Origin of the sequence: Mesorhizobium sp. L103C131B0 (assembly GCF_000502275.1) — a bacterium.
Taxonomy (GTDB): Bacteria; Pseudomonadota; Alphaproteobacteria; order Rhizobiales; family Rhizobiaceae; genus Mesorhizobium.
In genome coordinates this window covers 87671-102651 of sequence record NZ_AYXC01000011.1, presented here as the reverse complement: position 1 = coordinate 102651, position 14981 = coordinate 87671, and the positions used below count along the sequence as shown (strand labels likewise).

General features: G+C 63.6%; 12 protein-coding genes and 1 pseudogene. 8 read left to right on the top strand and 5 right to left on the bottom strand.

The window, feature by feature from the left end; all coding sequences use genetic code 11:
- Positions 1-85 precede the first annotated feature (85 nt).
- From X730_RS146125 to X730_RS146150, 8 genes and pseudogenes are all read left to right on the top strand, one after another.
- Positions 86-895 carry a L,D-transpeptidase gene (locus tag X730_RS146125; RefSeq protein WP_023692792.1) on the top strand — a complete coding sequence of 270 codons (810 nt, stop codon included), beginning with the start codon at positions 86-88 and terminating at the stop codon, positions 893-895.
- A 289-nt stretch (positions 896-1184) separates the two neighbouring features.
- Positions 1185-1385, top strand: coding sequence for a hypothetical protein (locus tag X730_RS146130; protein ID WP_023684556.1), 201 nt, complete (start codon positions 1185-1187; stop codon positions 1383-1385).
- Positions 1386-2194: 809 nt separating this feature from the next.
- On the top strand, positions 2195-3130 hold the full coding sequence (locus tag X730_RS01000000164600) for an AraC family transcriptional regulator (protein ID WP_023826775.1): 936 nt from the start codon (positions 2195-2197) through the stop codon (positions 3128-3130).
- A 233-nt stretch (positions 3131-3363) separates the two neighbouring features.
- Complete coding sequence (locus X730_RS146135) at positions 3364-3783, top strand: hypothetical protein (protein ID WP_023687221.1); 420 nt, start codon at positions 3364-3366, stop codon at positions 3781-3783.
- A gap of 1 nt (position 3784) precedes the next feature.
- A pseudogene (locus X730_RS1000000169240) lies at positions 3785-8780 on the top strand (YadA-like family protein).
- 9 nt (positions 8781-8789) lie between these two features.
- A complete protein-coding gene (locus X730_RS146140; protein WP_023670757.1) occupies positions 8790-9365 on the top strand; it encodes an invasion associated locus B family protein in 576 nt (191 codons plus the stop codon).
- A 13-nt stretch (positions 9366-9378) separates the two neighbouring features.
- Positions 9379-10074 (top strand): hypothetical protein, encoded by a 696-nt coding sequence (locus tag X730_RS146145; protein WP_023826772.1) that lies wholly within the window; start codon positions 9379-9381, stop codon positions 10072-10074.
- Complete coding sequence (locus X730_RS146150) at positions 10071-10547, top strand: DUF4189 domain-containing protein (RefSeq protein ID WP_023687219.1); 477 nt, start codon at positions 10071-10073, stop codon at positions 10545-10547. Before X730_RS146145 ends, X730_RS146150 begins: the two co-directional genes overlap by 4 nt.
- Before the next feature lie 4 nt (positions 10548-10551).
- Here X730_RS146150 and X730_RS146155 read toward each other — a convergent pair whose 3' ends face one another.
- The 5 genes from X730_RS146155 to X730_RS146175 all read right to left on the bottom strand — a co-directional run bounded on the left by X730_RS146155 (position 10552) and on the right by X730_RS146175 (position 14970).
- Positions 10552-11421, bottom strand: coding sequence for an aldose 1-epimerase (locus X730_RS146155; RefSeq protein WP_023702211.1), 870 nt, complete (start codon positions 11419-11421; stop codon positions 10552-10554).
- Positions 11422-11424: 3 nt separating this feature from the next.
- Positions 11425-12180: an SDR family oxidoreductase gene (locus X730_RS146160; protein WP_023747504.1), complete on the bottom strand. Its 756-nt coding sequence runs from the start codon at positions 12178-12180 to the stop codon at positions 11425-11427.
- Positions 12181-12192: 12 nt separating this feature from the next.
- A complete protein-coding gene (locus tag X730_RS146165) occupies positions 12193-12924 on the bottom strand; it encodes an ATP-binding cassette domain-containing protein (RefSeq protein WP_023702212.1) in 732 nt (243 codons plus the stop codon).
- Positions 12925-12927: 3 nt separating this feature from the next.
- Positions 12928-13905 carry an ABC transporter permease gene (locus tag X730_RS146170; protein ID WP_023702213.1) on the bottom strand — a complete coding sequence of 326 codons (978 nt, stop codon included), beginning with the start codon at positions 13903-13905 and terminating at the stop codon, positions 12928-12930.
- A gap of 87 nt (positions 13906-13992) precedes the next feature.
- Complete coding sequence (locus tag X730_RS146175; RefSeq protein WP_023692778.1) at positions 13993-14970, bottom strand: sugar ABC transporter substrate-binding protein; 978 nt, start codon at positions 14968-14970, stop codon at positions 13993-13995.
- Positions 14971-14981 lie beyond the last annotated feature (11 nt).

The window sequence follows — 14981 nt, the reverse complement described above, 5'->3', positions numbered from 1 at the left end:
GCGTCAGGCATTGGGGGAGGCCGACCACTGCGCCGCTTGAAGGCATTCACGCTTTCTTGCGATTCGAGACTTAAAAAAGGCAACCATGTTGAAGACCGAAATCGACCCCTATCGCCTGAGCCGTCGCGGCTTTCTGAATGCTGCAGCCCTTGGCGCCGCTTCGATTGCGGTCTCCGCCTGCACCACCACCGGACCGGCGCCGGCGCCGGTCGAACCGCCACCGCCGACCTATGACGAGCCGCCGCTCGGCGACTATGCGACGATGTACGGCCCGATTTCCGACAGCGGGTTCGAACTCCCGGCCATCCCGATCAAGAAGATGGACCCGCAGTTCCTGCGCCAGATCGTTCCCGATCCGACCGGCCAGCGGCCAGGCACCATCATCGTCGATACGACCAACCATTTCCTCTATCTGGTGCGCGAAGGCGGCCAGGCGATCCGTTACGGCGTCGGCCTCGGCCGCGCCGGCTTCGAATGGTCGGGAGACGCCGTCGTCCAGTGGAAGCAGAAATGGCCGAAATGGACGCCGCCCGATGAGATGGTTGCCCGCCAGCCTGAACTGGAAGAATACAGCGCCAAGAACGGCGGCATGCCCGGCGGCCTCAAGAACCCGCTCGGCGCCCGCGCGCTCTACCTGTTCCACGACAACGTCGACACGCTCTACCGCCTGCATGGCTCGCCGGAATGGAACTCGATCGGCAAATCCGTCTCGTCAGGCTGCGTGCGCCTGATAAATCAGGACATCATCGACCTCTACGACCGCGTGCCGTCGAAGAGCCCGGTCATCGTGACGTCCGACATCGGCCAGCCGATGGCGGCGAGCGCAAACCGCAGAGCCATCCCGATCGATGGCGGGGTGCCGGATGGCTCGGTCCTGCTCGGCCCGGTGACCTGATCGACTTCATCGATGCCATGAAGCGGCAGGTTCCGCTCCATGCGGCAAAGCTCGCCAGGATCCCGATAGCTTTACGCGAATGCCTGGGGTTCGCATCCAAGATATGCAATGCCGGCAACAGGAGGCCAAAAAAGACGTCCAGACGAACCATGGAGCCGCTGCAATCGGGGCGGCCATGCCCTGTCAATCTCGACGCTGCTGTGTTTCGTTACCGATTGATGTATATTAGACGGGAGTATGATTGCAGAGACATACATTTCATTAGATCATTGATGGCGGGGGAACGCCGATGGTGGGATTTGATTTCGATAGTCCGCCTGCCGACGGCGCCGAGGCCAACCTGTCGGCCGAATGCGAGCGCCAATTGCTGCCGCTCGTCCGCGGAATTGTCGAGGCGGCGGTTGCCGCCGGGTGGAGCCAGGAAGACGTTCTTCTGGCCATGGTCGAGCTGTCCTGGGATCTGTACGAGAAACGCCGAGGCGATCTTTAGCAGGCCTGCGTGAGCCGGATAATTCCGTAGCGCTGGCCAAACCAGGCCATGTTTTTCTCGCGCGAATTTTTTTCTTCACTTACAATGTTTTTTCTATCCGCGGGATGCGCTACGCTGCCTTTGGGCAGGACTATGGGGGATACAAATTACCGTCCGGTTTTCCGGGTTGGCTGTTTGCACGGCACGGAATTTCGATGGGCTGGCAAAGCGGCTGAGGCAAGGCTGAATGAAAAATGCGGGCGAGGTTCAGGAAACGCAGCGCAGGCGCCGATCGGGTCAATCGGCACGCCCTCGACACAATCCCCGAAAATGCCAATCCCAGAAGAGCAACCATGCGGGGGAGCGGGATATGCTCTGTCCGCAGCCCTGGATCGCTCCCGGAGGGTCGCCATCGCCGAAGTCGCTTACCTCGCGGGATTTTCGGATCAAGGCCATTTGGCCACCGCCATGAAGAAGCACAAGGGAAAGAAGCCATGGTTCGGGCGATAACTGCTGCTGGATCGTCCGTGGCAATGACAGATAGTCGACCAGCTCCGTCAATGGCCGCGCGATCTATATTCAGAATACAACGCTGGATTGTGATGGCGCACTGTGCACAATAACTAGGCACAAATGGTAAGATAAAGACGGAAAATGGTCAGAAAGCTTTGGCTAAAAATTCAAACCTGTAAATTTATAGTCAAAATCCTGGTAAAATTTTCATTTGAGCTCAAATTCTTCTTTCAATATAATGCAGCATCTGTAGGATTCGAAGGGACGCCCAGGAGCAAACGTGAATTCTGGGCGCCTCCATACAGCACAGGATTGGATTGATCGACGCAGCAGTGGCAGAGACGAAGATGCAACATAGAGGCAACGTCCAGGAAAGCGCCGGGACAGAGCGGCGGCGCGCGGATCGTCGCATCTTCGACGGAATTCCGGAAAGCGCGGGGCGGTACCTGGTCACGTTTCGAGGCGGCGCGGCTCATGTCGTTCATCGGCCGGGATCACACACATTCAAAGCGGCGGAACATTTCGCTTCGGTTCTGCTTGCACCCTCACCAGGGATAGCGGCATCGCTGGGCAGCGACAAAGTCCACGAATACGACGGCGACGTCGGTATGATCATGATCGTCCCAGCCGATCTCGGCGGCAAGGTGACCCGGTCATCCACCACGGAAAGCGTAATCGTGGCGCTCACCCCCGAGAGTCTCTTCGAGCTGGCAACGCGTGAATTCGACACCGGCCATGCCGAGCTTCAACCGCCGCCGTTCGGGACCGTCGACTTCCAGGCGCTGCAACTCGCGCAGTTGCTGAAGGCGGAACTGACGGATCGGGAAACTCCAAACGACTTCTATGTCGATTCGTTGGTCACCATGTTCGCCGTCCATTTGCTTCGGAACTACGCAGGAGCGCGAAAGTTGCCACAAGCCCCAAAGGGCGGTCTGTCGAACCGCAGCGCCCGGCGGGTGCGGGAATTCCTGGAGGTAAATTTTTCCAGCAAGATCGCGGTGGCCGAGTTGGCCGCACTCTGTGGCCTTTCGCCGAGCCATTTCATCCTGGCATTCACCAAGACTTTTGGCGAGCCGCCGCACAAATATCTGCTGCGGCTGCGTCTCGATTTCGCCGAAAAACTTCTCATCGAGAGCGACCTGTCGATTGCGGAAGTCGCTCATCTCAGTGGATTCTCGGACCAGAGCCACTTGACAGTCACCATGTCCAGATACCGGAACAGAACCCCCAGGCAGGTGAAGCTGCAACGTTAACGCTTGTTGCGGCGCGCATGATTGTCCGCGGCGATACCTCGATTGATCTTCAGTATAGTCGAAGGTTGTGTGGCAGAGCAGTCACAGTCGTCGCGCAGGGACCAAATACCGGATTTTCCTACAAAGATTCCGGATTATTCCAAAATACCTGCACCGCGAATGTGCTCATGGTCGCGATGGAAGTCATTTGGGGCGGGGGAGCAACCAGATGATACAGCATGTCGGATTGTCCCATGGACATTCAATTCGCGGAAATCGAGGTCTTCGCGCCTAAGGCCGAAGCGGCCTGGGCTGCACTGCAACGCCAATACGCCAGCCGGATCAGCGCTGCGGAACTCGACCATCTCCTGGCCTGTTTCGTGCTTGGACTGACCTCTCCGGCTTGTGGTGAAGGCGATCCGGGATTTCATTTCGATCTCTGCCGCGCGCTGGTGGCGGTAAGCCTGCCGCCGGAACGGACGGAGGCTGCACTGCATACGGTTCCAGAGCCGACGCAGCCATGGGTCGCGAGCGCCTATCAGCTGATTGAAAAACAAGGCGCGAAGGTCGGTCTCTCGTTGCGGGAGAAGACGCGCAATTTCGAAGATTTTTTGGCCACCGAGGCGAATGGTGCGGCACATCAGAGCGCCTCGGCAATTGCGAGGAAAAACTAGCATGACCAAACGCGTCGAGGGGCGGAGAAGGATCGAACTTTCTTCAAGCTTTGTCGGAAACTGGATCGCGGGCGCGGCCGACAGCCGCTCGGTGCGGCGCCGCCTGATGGCGGTGCTGCGCATGGCTCACCGGGTTCTTGGATTCGGTCGCAAGAATATGGGTCTGGGAACATTGAGAAGCGGCACCAGCGTGCGTTCGGCTCTGGCCTGTGGCGTCAGCCCGGCCAGCGTGCTCGGCGGCCTGGCCGCGATCGCCGCGCTCGGCCTCGCCACACCGGCCCAGGCACAATATCAGGCTGGCGGCGGTTCGGCGACCGGCGGCAACGCCGTCGCCATCGGTAACGGCGCCGCGACGAATGGCAATAACAGCGTGGCGTTGGGCAGTTCCAACAGTGCAACGGGCGACGGCACGATCGCCATCGGCTATGCGATGGGTGTCAATGGCCTCAATTCCATAGGCATAGGTGTCTTCGCAGGCGCAACCGGCGTCAATGCCCTCGCCGTGGGCGGGAACGCCAAGGCCAACGGGGACGCAGCAAGCGCTATTGGCGTCAATTCGGTTGCAACCACAAGCGCGGCCGCTTTTGGCAATAATGCGCGTGCCGACGGAGTCAACTCGACCGCGATCGGCCCTGTTACCCGGGCGACCGGATTGCGCGCCACCGCGCTCGGGTTCGGGGCAACGGCATCCGGCGTGGATTCGATTGCCCAAGGTAACAGCGCCGTCGCAAGCAACCAGAATGCCGTCGCCATTGGATTCCAGGCGACCGCGACCAGCATCAACTCCATCAACATTGGCGGGCGCACCCTCGCGGGATCAGGCGCGCTCTCGCAGGGCGCCATCGCCCTTGGTACGGATGTCACGGCAAATCAGCAAAACACCGTTGCCATAGGCGTCCTGACCAAAGCGACCGGAACGAGCGCAACGGCGATGGGCAACACCGCCAGTGCCTGGGGCAACCAGTCCATCGCATTCGGCGTCGGCGCACTGGCGGGTGTTCAGGCCAACACCGCACTGCCCAACAGCATCGCGATCGGCACGAATTCGGTCTCTTCCGGCGCTTCTGCCGTCGCGCTCGGCACCGCCGCGAAAGCATCTTCCGCCGATGCCGTTGCGATGGGAAGCAACGCCAGTGCGTCGACCCAATACGGCGTCGCAATCGGCCTGAATGCGACAGCCTCCGGTACAGGCGGAGCGATGGCACTTGGCCAAGGTACGATCTCGAGCGGTGTCAATTCCGTTGCCCTCGGCGTCCAGGCCAGTGCCACCGGGGCAGGCGCCAATGCCTTGGGCACCTTGTCCGTTGCTTCGGGAGGCAATTCCACAGCCCTCGGCACCAGTTCCACGGCCAGCAACAACTATGCGACAGCCGCAGGCTGGGGATCTGTCGCCAGCGGCGCCGATTCCGCTGCCGTAGGACGTGAGGCCGTCGCGTCGGCGCTTGACGCAACGGCGATGGGGTACATATCCAAGGCCTCGGGCCAATACAGCACCGCAGTCGGCGCCAACGCAAACGCCACCGTCACGTCCAGCACGGCGATCGGCCAGAACGCGTTTGCAACCGGCGTTCAAGCATCCGCTTTCGGCGTAGGAGCGAATGCCGGCGCCCAGAATGCGGTTGCGCTGGGCGCCCTCTCCACCGCCAGCGCCACGAGCGCCATCGCCGTGGGCAACAACGCCAAGGCGGATTCGGCCGAAGCGGTCGCCATGGGCACCAATGCGGTGGCAACCGGCGGCAAGGCTGTCTCCATCGGTTCGGGCAACACGGCTTACGGCAACGGCGCGGTCTCCATCGGCGATCCGAGCTATGCCAGCGGCACCGGCGCCTTCACCGGCGGCGCCAACAACATCGCCAACAGCGACGGCACGGCAACCGCCACAGCCGCAAACCAGGCCGCANAACAGCGCCGGCACGGAACCCGCCACAGCCGCAAACCAGGCCGCAGGCGCGGTTGCCATCGGCAACAACAACAAGGCCGTCGGGCAAGGCTCCGTGGCGCTGGGCAATGGCTCGACGGCGGGTGCAGCCGGCCTTGCCGGCAATGTCGCGCTGGGCAACGGCGCGACGGCGACGGCAAGCTCCGGCGACGTAGCGCTCGGTTCGGGCTCGGTGACCGCGACGGCGGTCGGCACCAGCGGCGCGACGATCGGCGGCACGGCCTACAGCTTCGCCGGCACGACGCCGACGAGCACTGTCAGCGTCGGCGCGCTCGGCGCGGAGCGGACCATCACCAATGTCGCGGCGGGCCGGCTCAGCAATTCGTCGACCGACGCCATCAATGGCTCGCAGCTCTTCGCCACCAACCAGCAGGTGACGCAGAACACGACGGCCATCGCCGCCAACACCGCCGACATCACCAATCTCGGCAACACGATCAACAGCATCAGCACCGGCGGCGGCATCAAGTATTTCCACGCCAATTCGACGGCGGCGGACTCGTCTGCAACGGGCACGGACTCCGTCGCCATCGGACCGGTCTCCACCGCGACGGGGACGAACGCCATCGCGGCCGGCACCAATTCGAGCGCCTCCGACGCCAACGCCTCGGCCTTCGGCAGCGGCGCCGTCGCATCGGCGCTTGACGCAACGGCGATGGGATACATCTCCAAGGCCTCGGGCCAATACAGCACCGCCGTCGGCGCCAACGCCAATGCCACAGCCACGTCCAGCACCGCGATCGGCCAGAACGCGTTTGCAACCGCCTTTCAAGCGACCGCTCTCGGCGTAGGAGCGAATGCCGGCGCCCAGAATGCAATCGCGCTGGGCGCCCTCGCCAACGCCAGCAACGCCGGCGACGTGGCGCTCGGCTCGGGCTCGGTAACCGCCGCGGCGGTCGGCACCGCCGGCACGACGATCGGCGGCGTCGCCTACAACTTCGCCGGCACGACGCCGGCAAGCACCGTCAGCGTCGGCGCGGTCGGCGCGGAACGCACCATCACCAATGTCGCGGCGGGCCGGCTCAGCAATTCGTCGACCGACGCGATCAACGGCTCGCAGCTCTTCGCCACCAACCAGCAGGTGACGCAGAATACGACCGACATCGCCGCCAACACCGCCGACATCACCAATCTCGGCAACACGATCAACAGCATCAGCACGGGCGGCGGCATCAAGTATTTCCACGCCAATTCGACGCTGGCGGATTCGCAGGCGCTGGGGACGGATTCCGTTGCCATCGGCCCGAATGCCGTGGCCAACAATGCCGGCGACGTGGCGATCGGCGCGAATGCGGTGTCGACCGCGACCACGGCGGTCGGCGGCACCACGATCGGCGGCGTTGCCTACACCTTCGCCGGAACCACGCCGGCGGGAGCGTTTTCGGTCGGCTCGGTGGGCGCGGAACGCCAGATCCAGAATGTCGCGGCCGGGCAGTTGAGCGGCTCCTCGACCGATGCGGTCAACGGCTCGCAGCTGTTTGCGACCAACCAACAGGTGACGCAGAACACCACCGATATCGCCGCCAATACTGCTGACATCACCAATCTCGGCAATTCGATCAGCACTATTACCGGCGACACCTCGCTGGCCTACACCGACGCCAATGGCGACGGCATCCGCTATGTGCGCACCAACGACAGGACGCTTGCCGTCGCGGACTCCTTCGCGCAAGGGATCGGCTCTTCCGCCCTGGGCTACCAGGCGACCGCGAGCGCCGACAATGCGCTGGCGCTCGGCCGCGACACCCAGGCCAGCGTCATCGGCGGCGTGGCGCTCGGCGCCGGCTCGGTTTCGGATCGGGCGGTCGCGCCCGTATCGGGATCGATCCTCTCCGGCACCGGCCTCATTCCCTACAACACCGCGGACATGAGCCTGCTCGGCGCCGTCTCGGTCGGCACCTCCACCTCCTATCGCCAGATCATCAACGTGGCCGACGGGACGCAGGACCAGGACGCGGTCACGCTTCGCCAGTTGAAGGGCGCGCTGAGCTCGTTCGCGGTGACGGGGAGCCTGTACTTCCACGCCAATTCGACGGCCGCGGATTCGCTTGCGGTCGGCGTCGATTCGGTTGCGGTCGGTCCGCGCACCACCGTCAATGGCGACAACGGCATCGGCATCGGCAATGGCGCCATCGTGCAGCAGACGGCGCCGGGAGGCATCGCGATCGGCCAGAATTCGACGGTCAACCAGGCCGACAGCATCGCCCTCGGCACCAACGCGACCACCAACGGAGCGCAGGCGGTGGCGCTCGGCGCCGGCGCAAAGGCCAACGAGCCGGGCAGCGTCGCGCTCGGCGCGGGCTCGACGACGGCGGCGGCGGTCGCCACCACCGGCACAACGATCAACGGCGTTGCCTATACCTTCGCCGGAACAGCTCCGACGAGCACGGTCAGCGTCGGCACCGTCGGCAACGAGCGCACCGTCACCAATGTCGCGGCGGGCCGGATCAGCGGCACCTCCACCGACGCCATCAACGGCAGCCAGCTCTTCGCCACCAACCAGGCGGTCGAAGCCATGCAGGGTAGCGTCGGCGACCTGAATCAGTTCGCCGTCCAGTACGACAAGGATGGGAACGGCAACAAGTCCAACTCGATTACCCTTGCCGGCGGCGACCCGAACACGCCGGTGGTCATCCACAATGTCGGGCCGGGCGTTGCCAACACCGATGCGGTCAATGTTCAGCAGTTCAACAGCGGGTTAGCACTCAACCTGGACAATTCGAAGAACTACACCAACCAGGTGGCGGCCACCACGCTGCAGCAAGCCAATGCGTATGCGGACTCCAAACTCAGCCAGCTCAACATGGACATGGGAGAGGTCAGGGGCGAGGCGCGCCAGGCTGCGGCAATCGGCTTGGCGGCCGGCTCGCTGCGCTACGACGATCGTCCCGGCAAGCTGAGCGTGGCCGCCGGCGGAGGCTATTGGCGCGGTGAAGGCGCCCTGGCCTTCGGCGCCGGCTACACCAGCGAGGAAGGACGTGTTCGAGCGAACCTGTCCGGTACGACGGCAGGCGGACACTGGGGTGTCGGCGCGGGCGTCAGCCTTACGCTGAACTAGAGCCCGGCCATGATCAGGCAGGCAGTCCTTGCTGTCGCGATATCCATGACGTCAATGCTCCTGTCCGGCCCGTTAGCGGCCGGGCAGGAAGCAATCCCTTCCGGCTACAGGGTAAAACCTTCCGACGTAGCGATCCCTGCGGATGCGAAGCTTGGCGAATATCAACGGACCACCCGTCCGTTCGAGAACTGGACGCTGATCTGCGACGAGAACCTGAAGGCGCGCCAAAAGGTCTGCAATGTCACCCAGATCATCGAGGACCAGGCAGGACAGGTTGCGTTCAGCTGGTCGCTTGCCGCCACCAAGGAAGGCAACCCCTACATGATCTTGCGCGCCCCGCCGATCGCCAAGAGCGACGCTCCTGTCTCGCTGACGTTCGAGGGGCGCAAGGAGCCGATAAAAATTCAACTCGACGGATGCAATCAGGCCGTCTGCGTCGGCATGCTGCCGGTTGGTCCGATCATGCGCGAACAGATTTCGAAGGCCGCGGCATCCGTCATCTCCTTCCCGACCACGGATGGCAGGACGATCAACGTAACCGCGACCCTCAAGGGCTTGGCCGCGGCCGTTGCGGCGATCAATTGACGAGGCAATCGCGATGAACCAGCAATCGATCCATGACCGGATAATGTCCCGCAACCAGGGAAAGGATGCTGTCCGGGTCGGCATCGAAGACCGGAGCAGACCGCAACGAAACCGCGCGAGGACCGCTGTCTTCTCGTTGCTCGCCATTGCCGTCGTCGCCACGTCCGGCTTCGCGGCCATGCGCTACGACCTGCTCCACAATTTATTGCCGCAGCCGGCGGTCGCGGAGACCAACCAGCCCAATCCGGCCCTGGCCGAGACACCATTTCTGCAACACGCCAAAGAGGCAGGCTTGCAGTCTTGTTCCAACATTTTCCCAGCCCTTGGGCAGATGCTGACAACCGGCACGACGTACAGCGTCCAGTCGATCTGGAACAACGAGGCCCCCGACAAACACCTCGTGGAAGCCCTGGTCGGCATGAACTACGCCACACAGGGCTACAGCGGCCCGGCGGCAGGCCTGGTGTTCGCGGCACCCACCGCATCCGTTTGCGAAGGTACGATGGTCAGGGTGGCGCCATTCGCGGCCAATTGCGCCGATGTTCCGGCCCTGCTTCCGAAAGACAGCAAGCTCGCCAACAATCTTGGACAAATCAGCGTCTATGAACTGGCCAATGGAGGGGGCAACGCGATACTGCTGCCAACCGGCAACAGCTGCGTCGTCATTTCCGTGGCCTCGGCAGCAGGTAAACAAGGAGGCGTACAATGAGGGTGAATTCCGCCATTGCGGCGATCGGTATGCTGTTGCTTTGCGCCGGACGGCTGGGCGCGGCGGACCTCGCCCCGGCGGCGGACGTGCCCGAGCCGCCGGCCCAGGAGGAGAGAGGCATCTGGGCGGCGATCGCCTATTCGAGCCCCGACGAGAAGCACGGCTTCTTTTGGGGCGCCGACAAGCGGCAGGAGGCGATGGACATCGCGCTGAAGCATTGCCAGAACGCCGGCGGCGGCAGCTGCGCCGTGGTCAGCGTATTCCGCAATCATCGCCATTGGGACGATGACGACAATACCGGCTTTCCCTACAAGCATTGCGGCGCCCTCGCCGTAGGCGAGAAGCCGGAAGGGCGGCTGACCAGTTGGGGCGCCGAGACGGCGCAAACACGCCGGGATGCCGAAGACCTGACACTGCAGGCGTGCGAGCGGAACGGACAAAAATGCAAGATCCGCGAGTGGGTGTGCACATGACGCATCAGAGCGAAGCAGCGGAACGCCAATCGAGGCGCATGTTTGCACTCAGTGTAGCGCCGTGCTCAAGCGGGGTCAGCCCTTTGCCGTGATGCGCATCGACGGTATGCGACACCGGCTCGAAGCAGAAGAAATCGGCATCCTGCGACGGCGAATAGAGGATGAAGACGTCGAGCAATGGCGAGGCGGTGAGCGAGATGGCGATCCTGTCCTCGGGCCGGGTGATCCTGGCGCGGCGGTCCCAGCCGTCGAAGGCGTTGTTGACCCAGCTTCGCGGCAACAGGGAGGCGTTCGAGAAATTCCACGCGGGGTAATCGGCCACCGGCGCCACGCCGACCGGCAGATGATGCTTGTCCTCCAGCCAGACCCGCGCCGCCTTCGCCTCGAGCGTCGTTCCGGCGCTGCGCGGGAACCACGGATGAAAGCCGAGCCCGTAAGGCAGGCGAATGCCGGTGCGATTCTCCACCGTGAGCGTGGCATCCAAGGCCCCGTCATGCAGCGCATAGGCGACCCGCGCCGTATATCGGTAGGGGCCGATTTCACCGGCGTCGAGGACCAGTTCTGCCTCGGTGGCGCTGTGGCTGGCAATCCGCCACTCCCTCTGGAAGCCGTCGCCATGGATTGGAAAGGCCTCCCCCGGCACGTTCGGCTCGATCGCATGGAAGCGGCCGTCGAAGGCGAAACCGCCGCCTGAGATGCGGTTCGACCAGGGAACCAGAAGCTGGCAGCCGGAGGCGCCGGTGCCATCGTCGGGGCGGAGCAGCGGCACCGTTGCGCCGCCGACCAGTGCATCGAAGCGGGCGATCGCCGCGCCCTTTTGCGGCGCCAGGACCAGACGGGCGCGGTCGTCGCGCAGTTCCAGGAGGCCGGCCATCCCTTACCAACCGCCGTCGATGGCGATATTTTGGCCGCTGATCATGTCCGAGGCGGGCGATGCGAGGAACAGTACGAGATCGGCAACGTGATGCGGCTCGATGCGCATCTTGAGCCCCTGGTTCTCCAGGATCCACTCGTTGTATTGCGCCAGCCGGTCGCCGAACACCCGCGCCTCGGCCTCCGAAACAACCGCGCCCGGGGACACGGCGTTGACCCGGACGCCGTGCGGCCCAAGCTCCCGCGCCAGCGATTTGGTCAGACCCAGCATCGCGCCCTTGGACGCGACATAGGGCACGTAGCCGTCCCAGCGGCCGTTGAGCGTGATGGAGCAGAAATTGACGATCTTGCCATAGGCCTTCGCCTTCATCGCCGGCGCGCAGGCCCGCGCCAAGGCGAAGGCGGCCGAAGAGTTGACACGGATCTGATCCTCATACTCGGTCAGCGAGAATTCTTCGAACGGCCGGTTGATGATCAGGGCAGCGTTGTTGATCAAGACGTCGATGCCCCCTTCCCTCGCCGCCAGCGCCGCCACCGTAGCCTCCGCCTCCGCAAGCCGGTTGAGGTCGCAGCCGACAAAGGCGACGTTGCCGCCTGTCTGCACGGCCATTTCCGAGGCAATCCCTGGCCCGTCTTCGCTATCGGGGCGATCGAGCACCAGCACGCGCGCGCCGGCCCGCGCCAGCGTCACCGCCTGGGCACGGCCGAGCGAGCCAAGGCCGCCGGTCAGAAGCACGACGCGATCGGCAAGGGCTTTCATTGCCGCCACCTCTTACAGAACGCCGTGGACTTCACCGATCGAGGTCTCCGCGACCCGCTTGTCCAGCACGATTTCGCCGCGCGCCATCGCCACGACGCGGTCGCAGCATTCGAAGACATGATGCATGTTGTGGCTGATGAAGACGCCGGTGATGCCTTGCTCTTTCAGGCCACGCACGAAGCCGATCACCTTCCTCGTCTCCTTGACGGAGAGATGGTTGGTCGGCTCGTCGAGGATCATCACCTTCGACTTGAAATGCATGGCCCGGGCGATGGCGACGCCCTGCCGCTGGCCGCCGGAAAGCTCGCCGACAAGGGCATCCGGCGAGCGCAGGTGCAGATCGACATTGGCAATCGCGCGGATGCTTTCGCTGGCCATCTTCTTCTGATCGAGCAAGCCGACGCCGAAGACCGAAAACCGGGTCGGCTCGCGGCCGATGAACAGGTTCCTGGCGATCGACATGGTCGGTACCATGGAATTGTACTGGTAGATCGTCTCGATGCCGAGATCCATCGCATCGCGCGGCTTGGCGATGCGGACAGTCCTGCCCTCGACCTTGATCTCGCCCTGGTCCGCCGTGTGGACGCCGGAGAGGATGTTGATGAGGGTCGATTTGCCGGCGCCATTGTCCCCGACCAGGCCAAGCGCCTCGCCCCGGGTGAAGTCGAGCGTCACCCCTTTCAGCGCATGGACGCCGGAATACCATTTGTGAAGGTTGTGCACGGAGATGATCGCGTCGGCCATCGCTCAATCCTCCATCTTGATGGCCTTGGCGCGCTTGCGCATCCAAGCATTGGCGACGACGGCGAATATGGTCAGGAAGCCGATGGCAAACTTGAACCAATTGGCGTCGACATGGCTGAGCACGAGGCCGTTGTCGATGACGCGGATAAGCGTCGTGCCGATGATGCCGCCCATCACGGTGCCGATACCGCCGGCGAGCGAAGCGCCGCCAATGACGGCGGACGCCACCGCCTGCAGTTCCATGCCCTCGCCGATCGAAGGCAAGGGCGAGCCCAGCCGCAGCACTTGCAGCATGCCGGCGAAGCCGGAGAGCATCGAACAGAGCATGAAACAGATGATCTTGACCCTGGTGGTCGGGATCCCCATCGCGGCGGCGGCCGGCGGGAAGCCGCCGGTGGCCTTGATCCAGTTGCCGAAATTGGTGCGCGAAAGCATCAGCGAGGTCAGCACCGCAATGCCGGCAAACCAGAGGAAGGACATGCGGAACATGTTGCCGGGGCCCACGAAGGATGTGAACAGCCAGTTCGGCAGGTCGGCAGGCAGCAGCGGCGGGAAGCCGCCCGAAACGACGACGGTGAGCGAGCGCGCCATGAACAGCATGCCGAGCGTGGTGATGAAGCTCGGTATGGCGAAGCGGATGGTGATGTAGCCGTTGATGAAGCCGATGGCGGCTGCGACAAGCAGTCCGGCGAGCAGCGCCAGCGGGAACGGGGCGTCGTGCACCATCAGCACCGCCATCGTCATCGGCATCAGCGCGAACACCGAGCCGACGGAGAGGTCGAACTCGCCACTGATCATCAGGATGGTGACGCCGATGGCAACAAGGCCGGCCTCCGGCAGGATGCCGAGAATGCCGCGAAGATTGTCCTGGTTGAGGAACACGCCATGCGAGCGGATCTGGAACACGATGATCAGCAGCAAGAGCAGGATCAGACCGGCCAGCTCCGGCTTTTCGAGATAGGTCTTGAACAGACGCTTCACGTCAGGCTCCAGGAATTCGAACTTCTGTTGAGGCATCGGCGGCGCGCGGGCGCCGCCGATGCAAAACCGCTCATCGGCGCTGCGCTGTCAGCGCATTCCCTGGGCGGAAAGCGCCATGATCGCATCGGCTTCGTTCGGCCGCACGATGCCCTGGCCGGTGTCGATGTCGGAAGGCGCCAGGCCGATCTTCTTGTTGAGATAGGCCTCCATCACCGGCATGAAGCCCTGCATGTAGGGCTGCTGGTCGACCAGCGCCTGCACGTAGCCCTTCTGCATCTGCTGCAGCACTTCGGGCACCAGGTCGAAACCGCCGAGCAGGACCTTGCCCGGCGCTACGCCGCGATCCTGCAGCACGCGGGCGACACCGGCGCACCAGAATCCGGTGTCGAAATAGGCGGTGGTGTCCGCATGGGCGTTGAGATAGGCGCCGACGCGGTCGGAGGTGACGGCAAGGTCGGTGCCGCTGTCGATGCGCTCCCACGACACATCGCGGTCGGCATGCGCGGCCTTGTATTCCTCAAGGAACTGCATCACGCCGGCGCCACGGCTCTCGGACCAGTTCTGGCCGGGCGCCGAGATGCCAACCAGCACCTTGATCGGGCCATCCTTCGGGAAGCTTTCGGATATAGCCTTGGCGAGCGAATAGCCCGCCGGCTTGAAGCCCTGCCCGACGAAGGCCTGGCGCGCATTGCCCTTGGCGCCTTCGGTGTCGTCGACATTGACGGCGATCACGAGCACGCCGGCATCGCGCGCCTCCTTGATTACGTCATCGAAAGCATGGTCGTCGACGATCGAGGTCAGCAGCGCGTCGGGCTTGGCGGCAAGGGCCGCGCGCATGTTGGCGACCTGCTGTTCGATCGAACCCTCGGTCTGGGTGAAGACCATGTTGCAGCTGGCCTCGACCTTGGCGCAGCCGTCGTCAAAACCCTTCTTCACCGCCTGCCAGAAGGTGTTCGATGCCGACGAATGGTGGGTGAAGACGATGTTCAACCCGTTGGCACGCGCGGCGGTCTGGGCGCCGAAGATAGCGACGCCAAGCAGAAGTGTTGCAGTCAGTTTTCTCATTTCAATTCCTC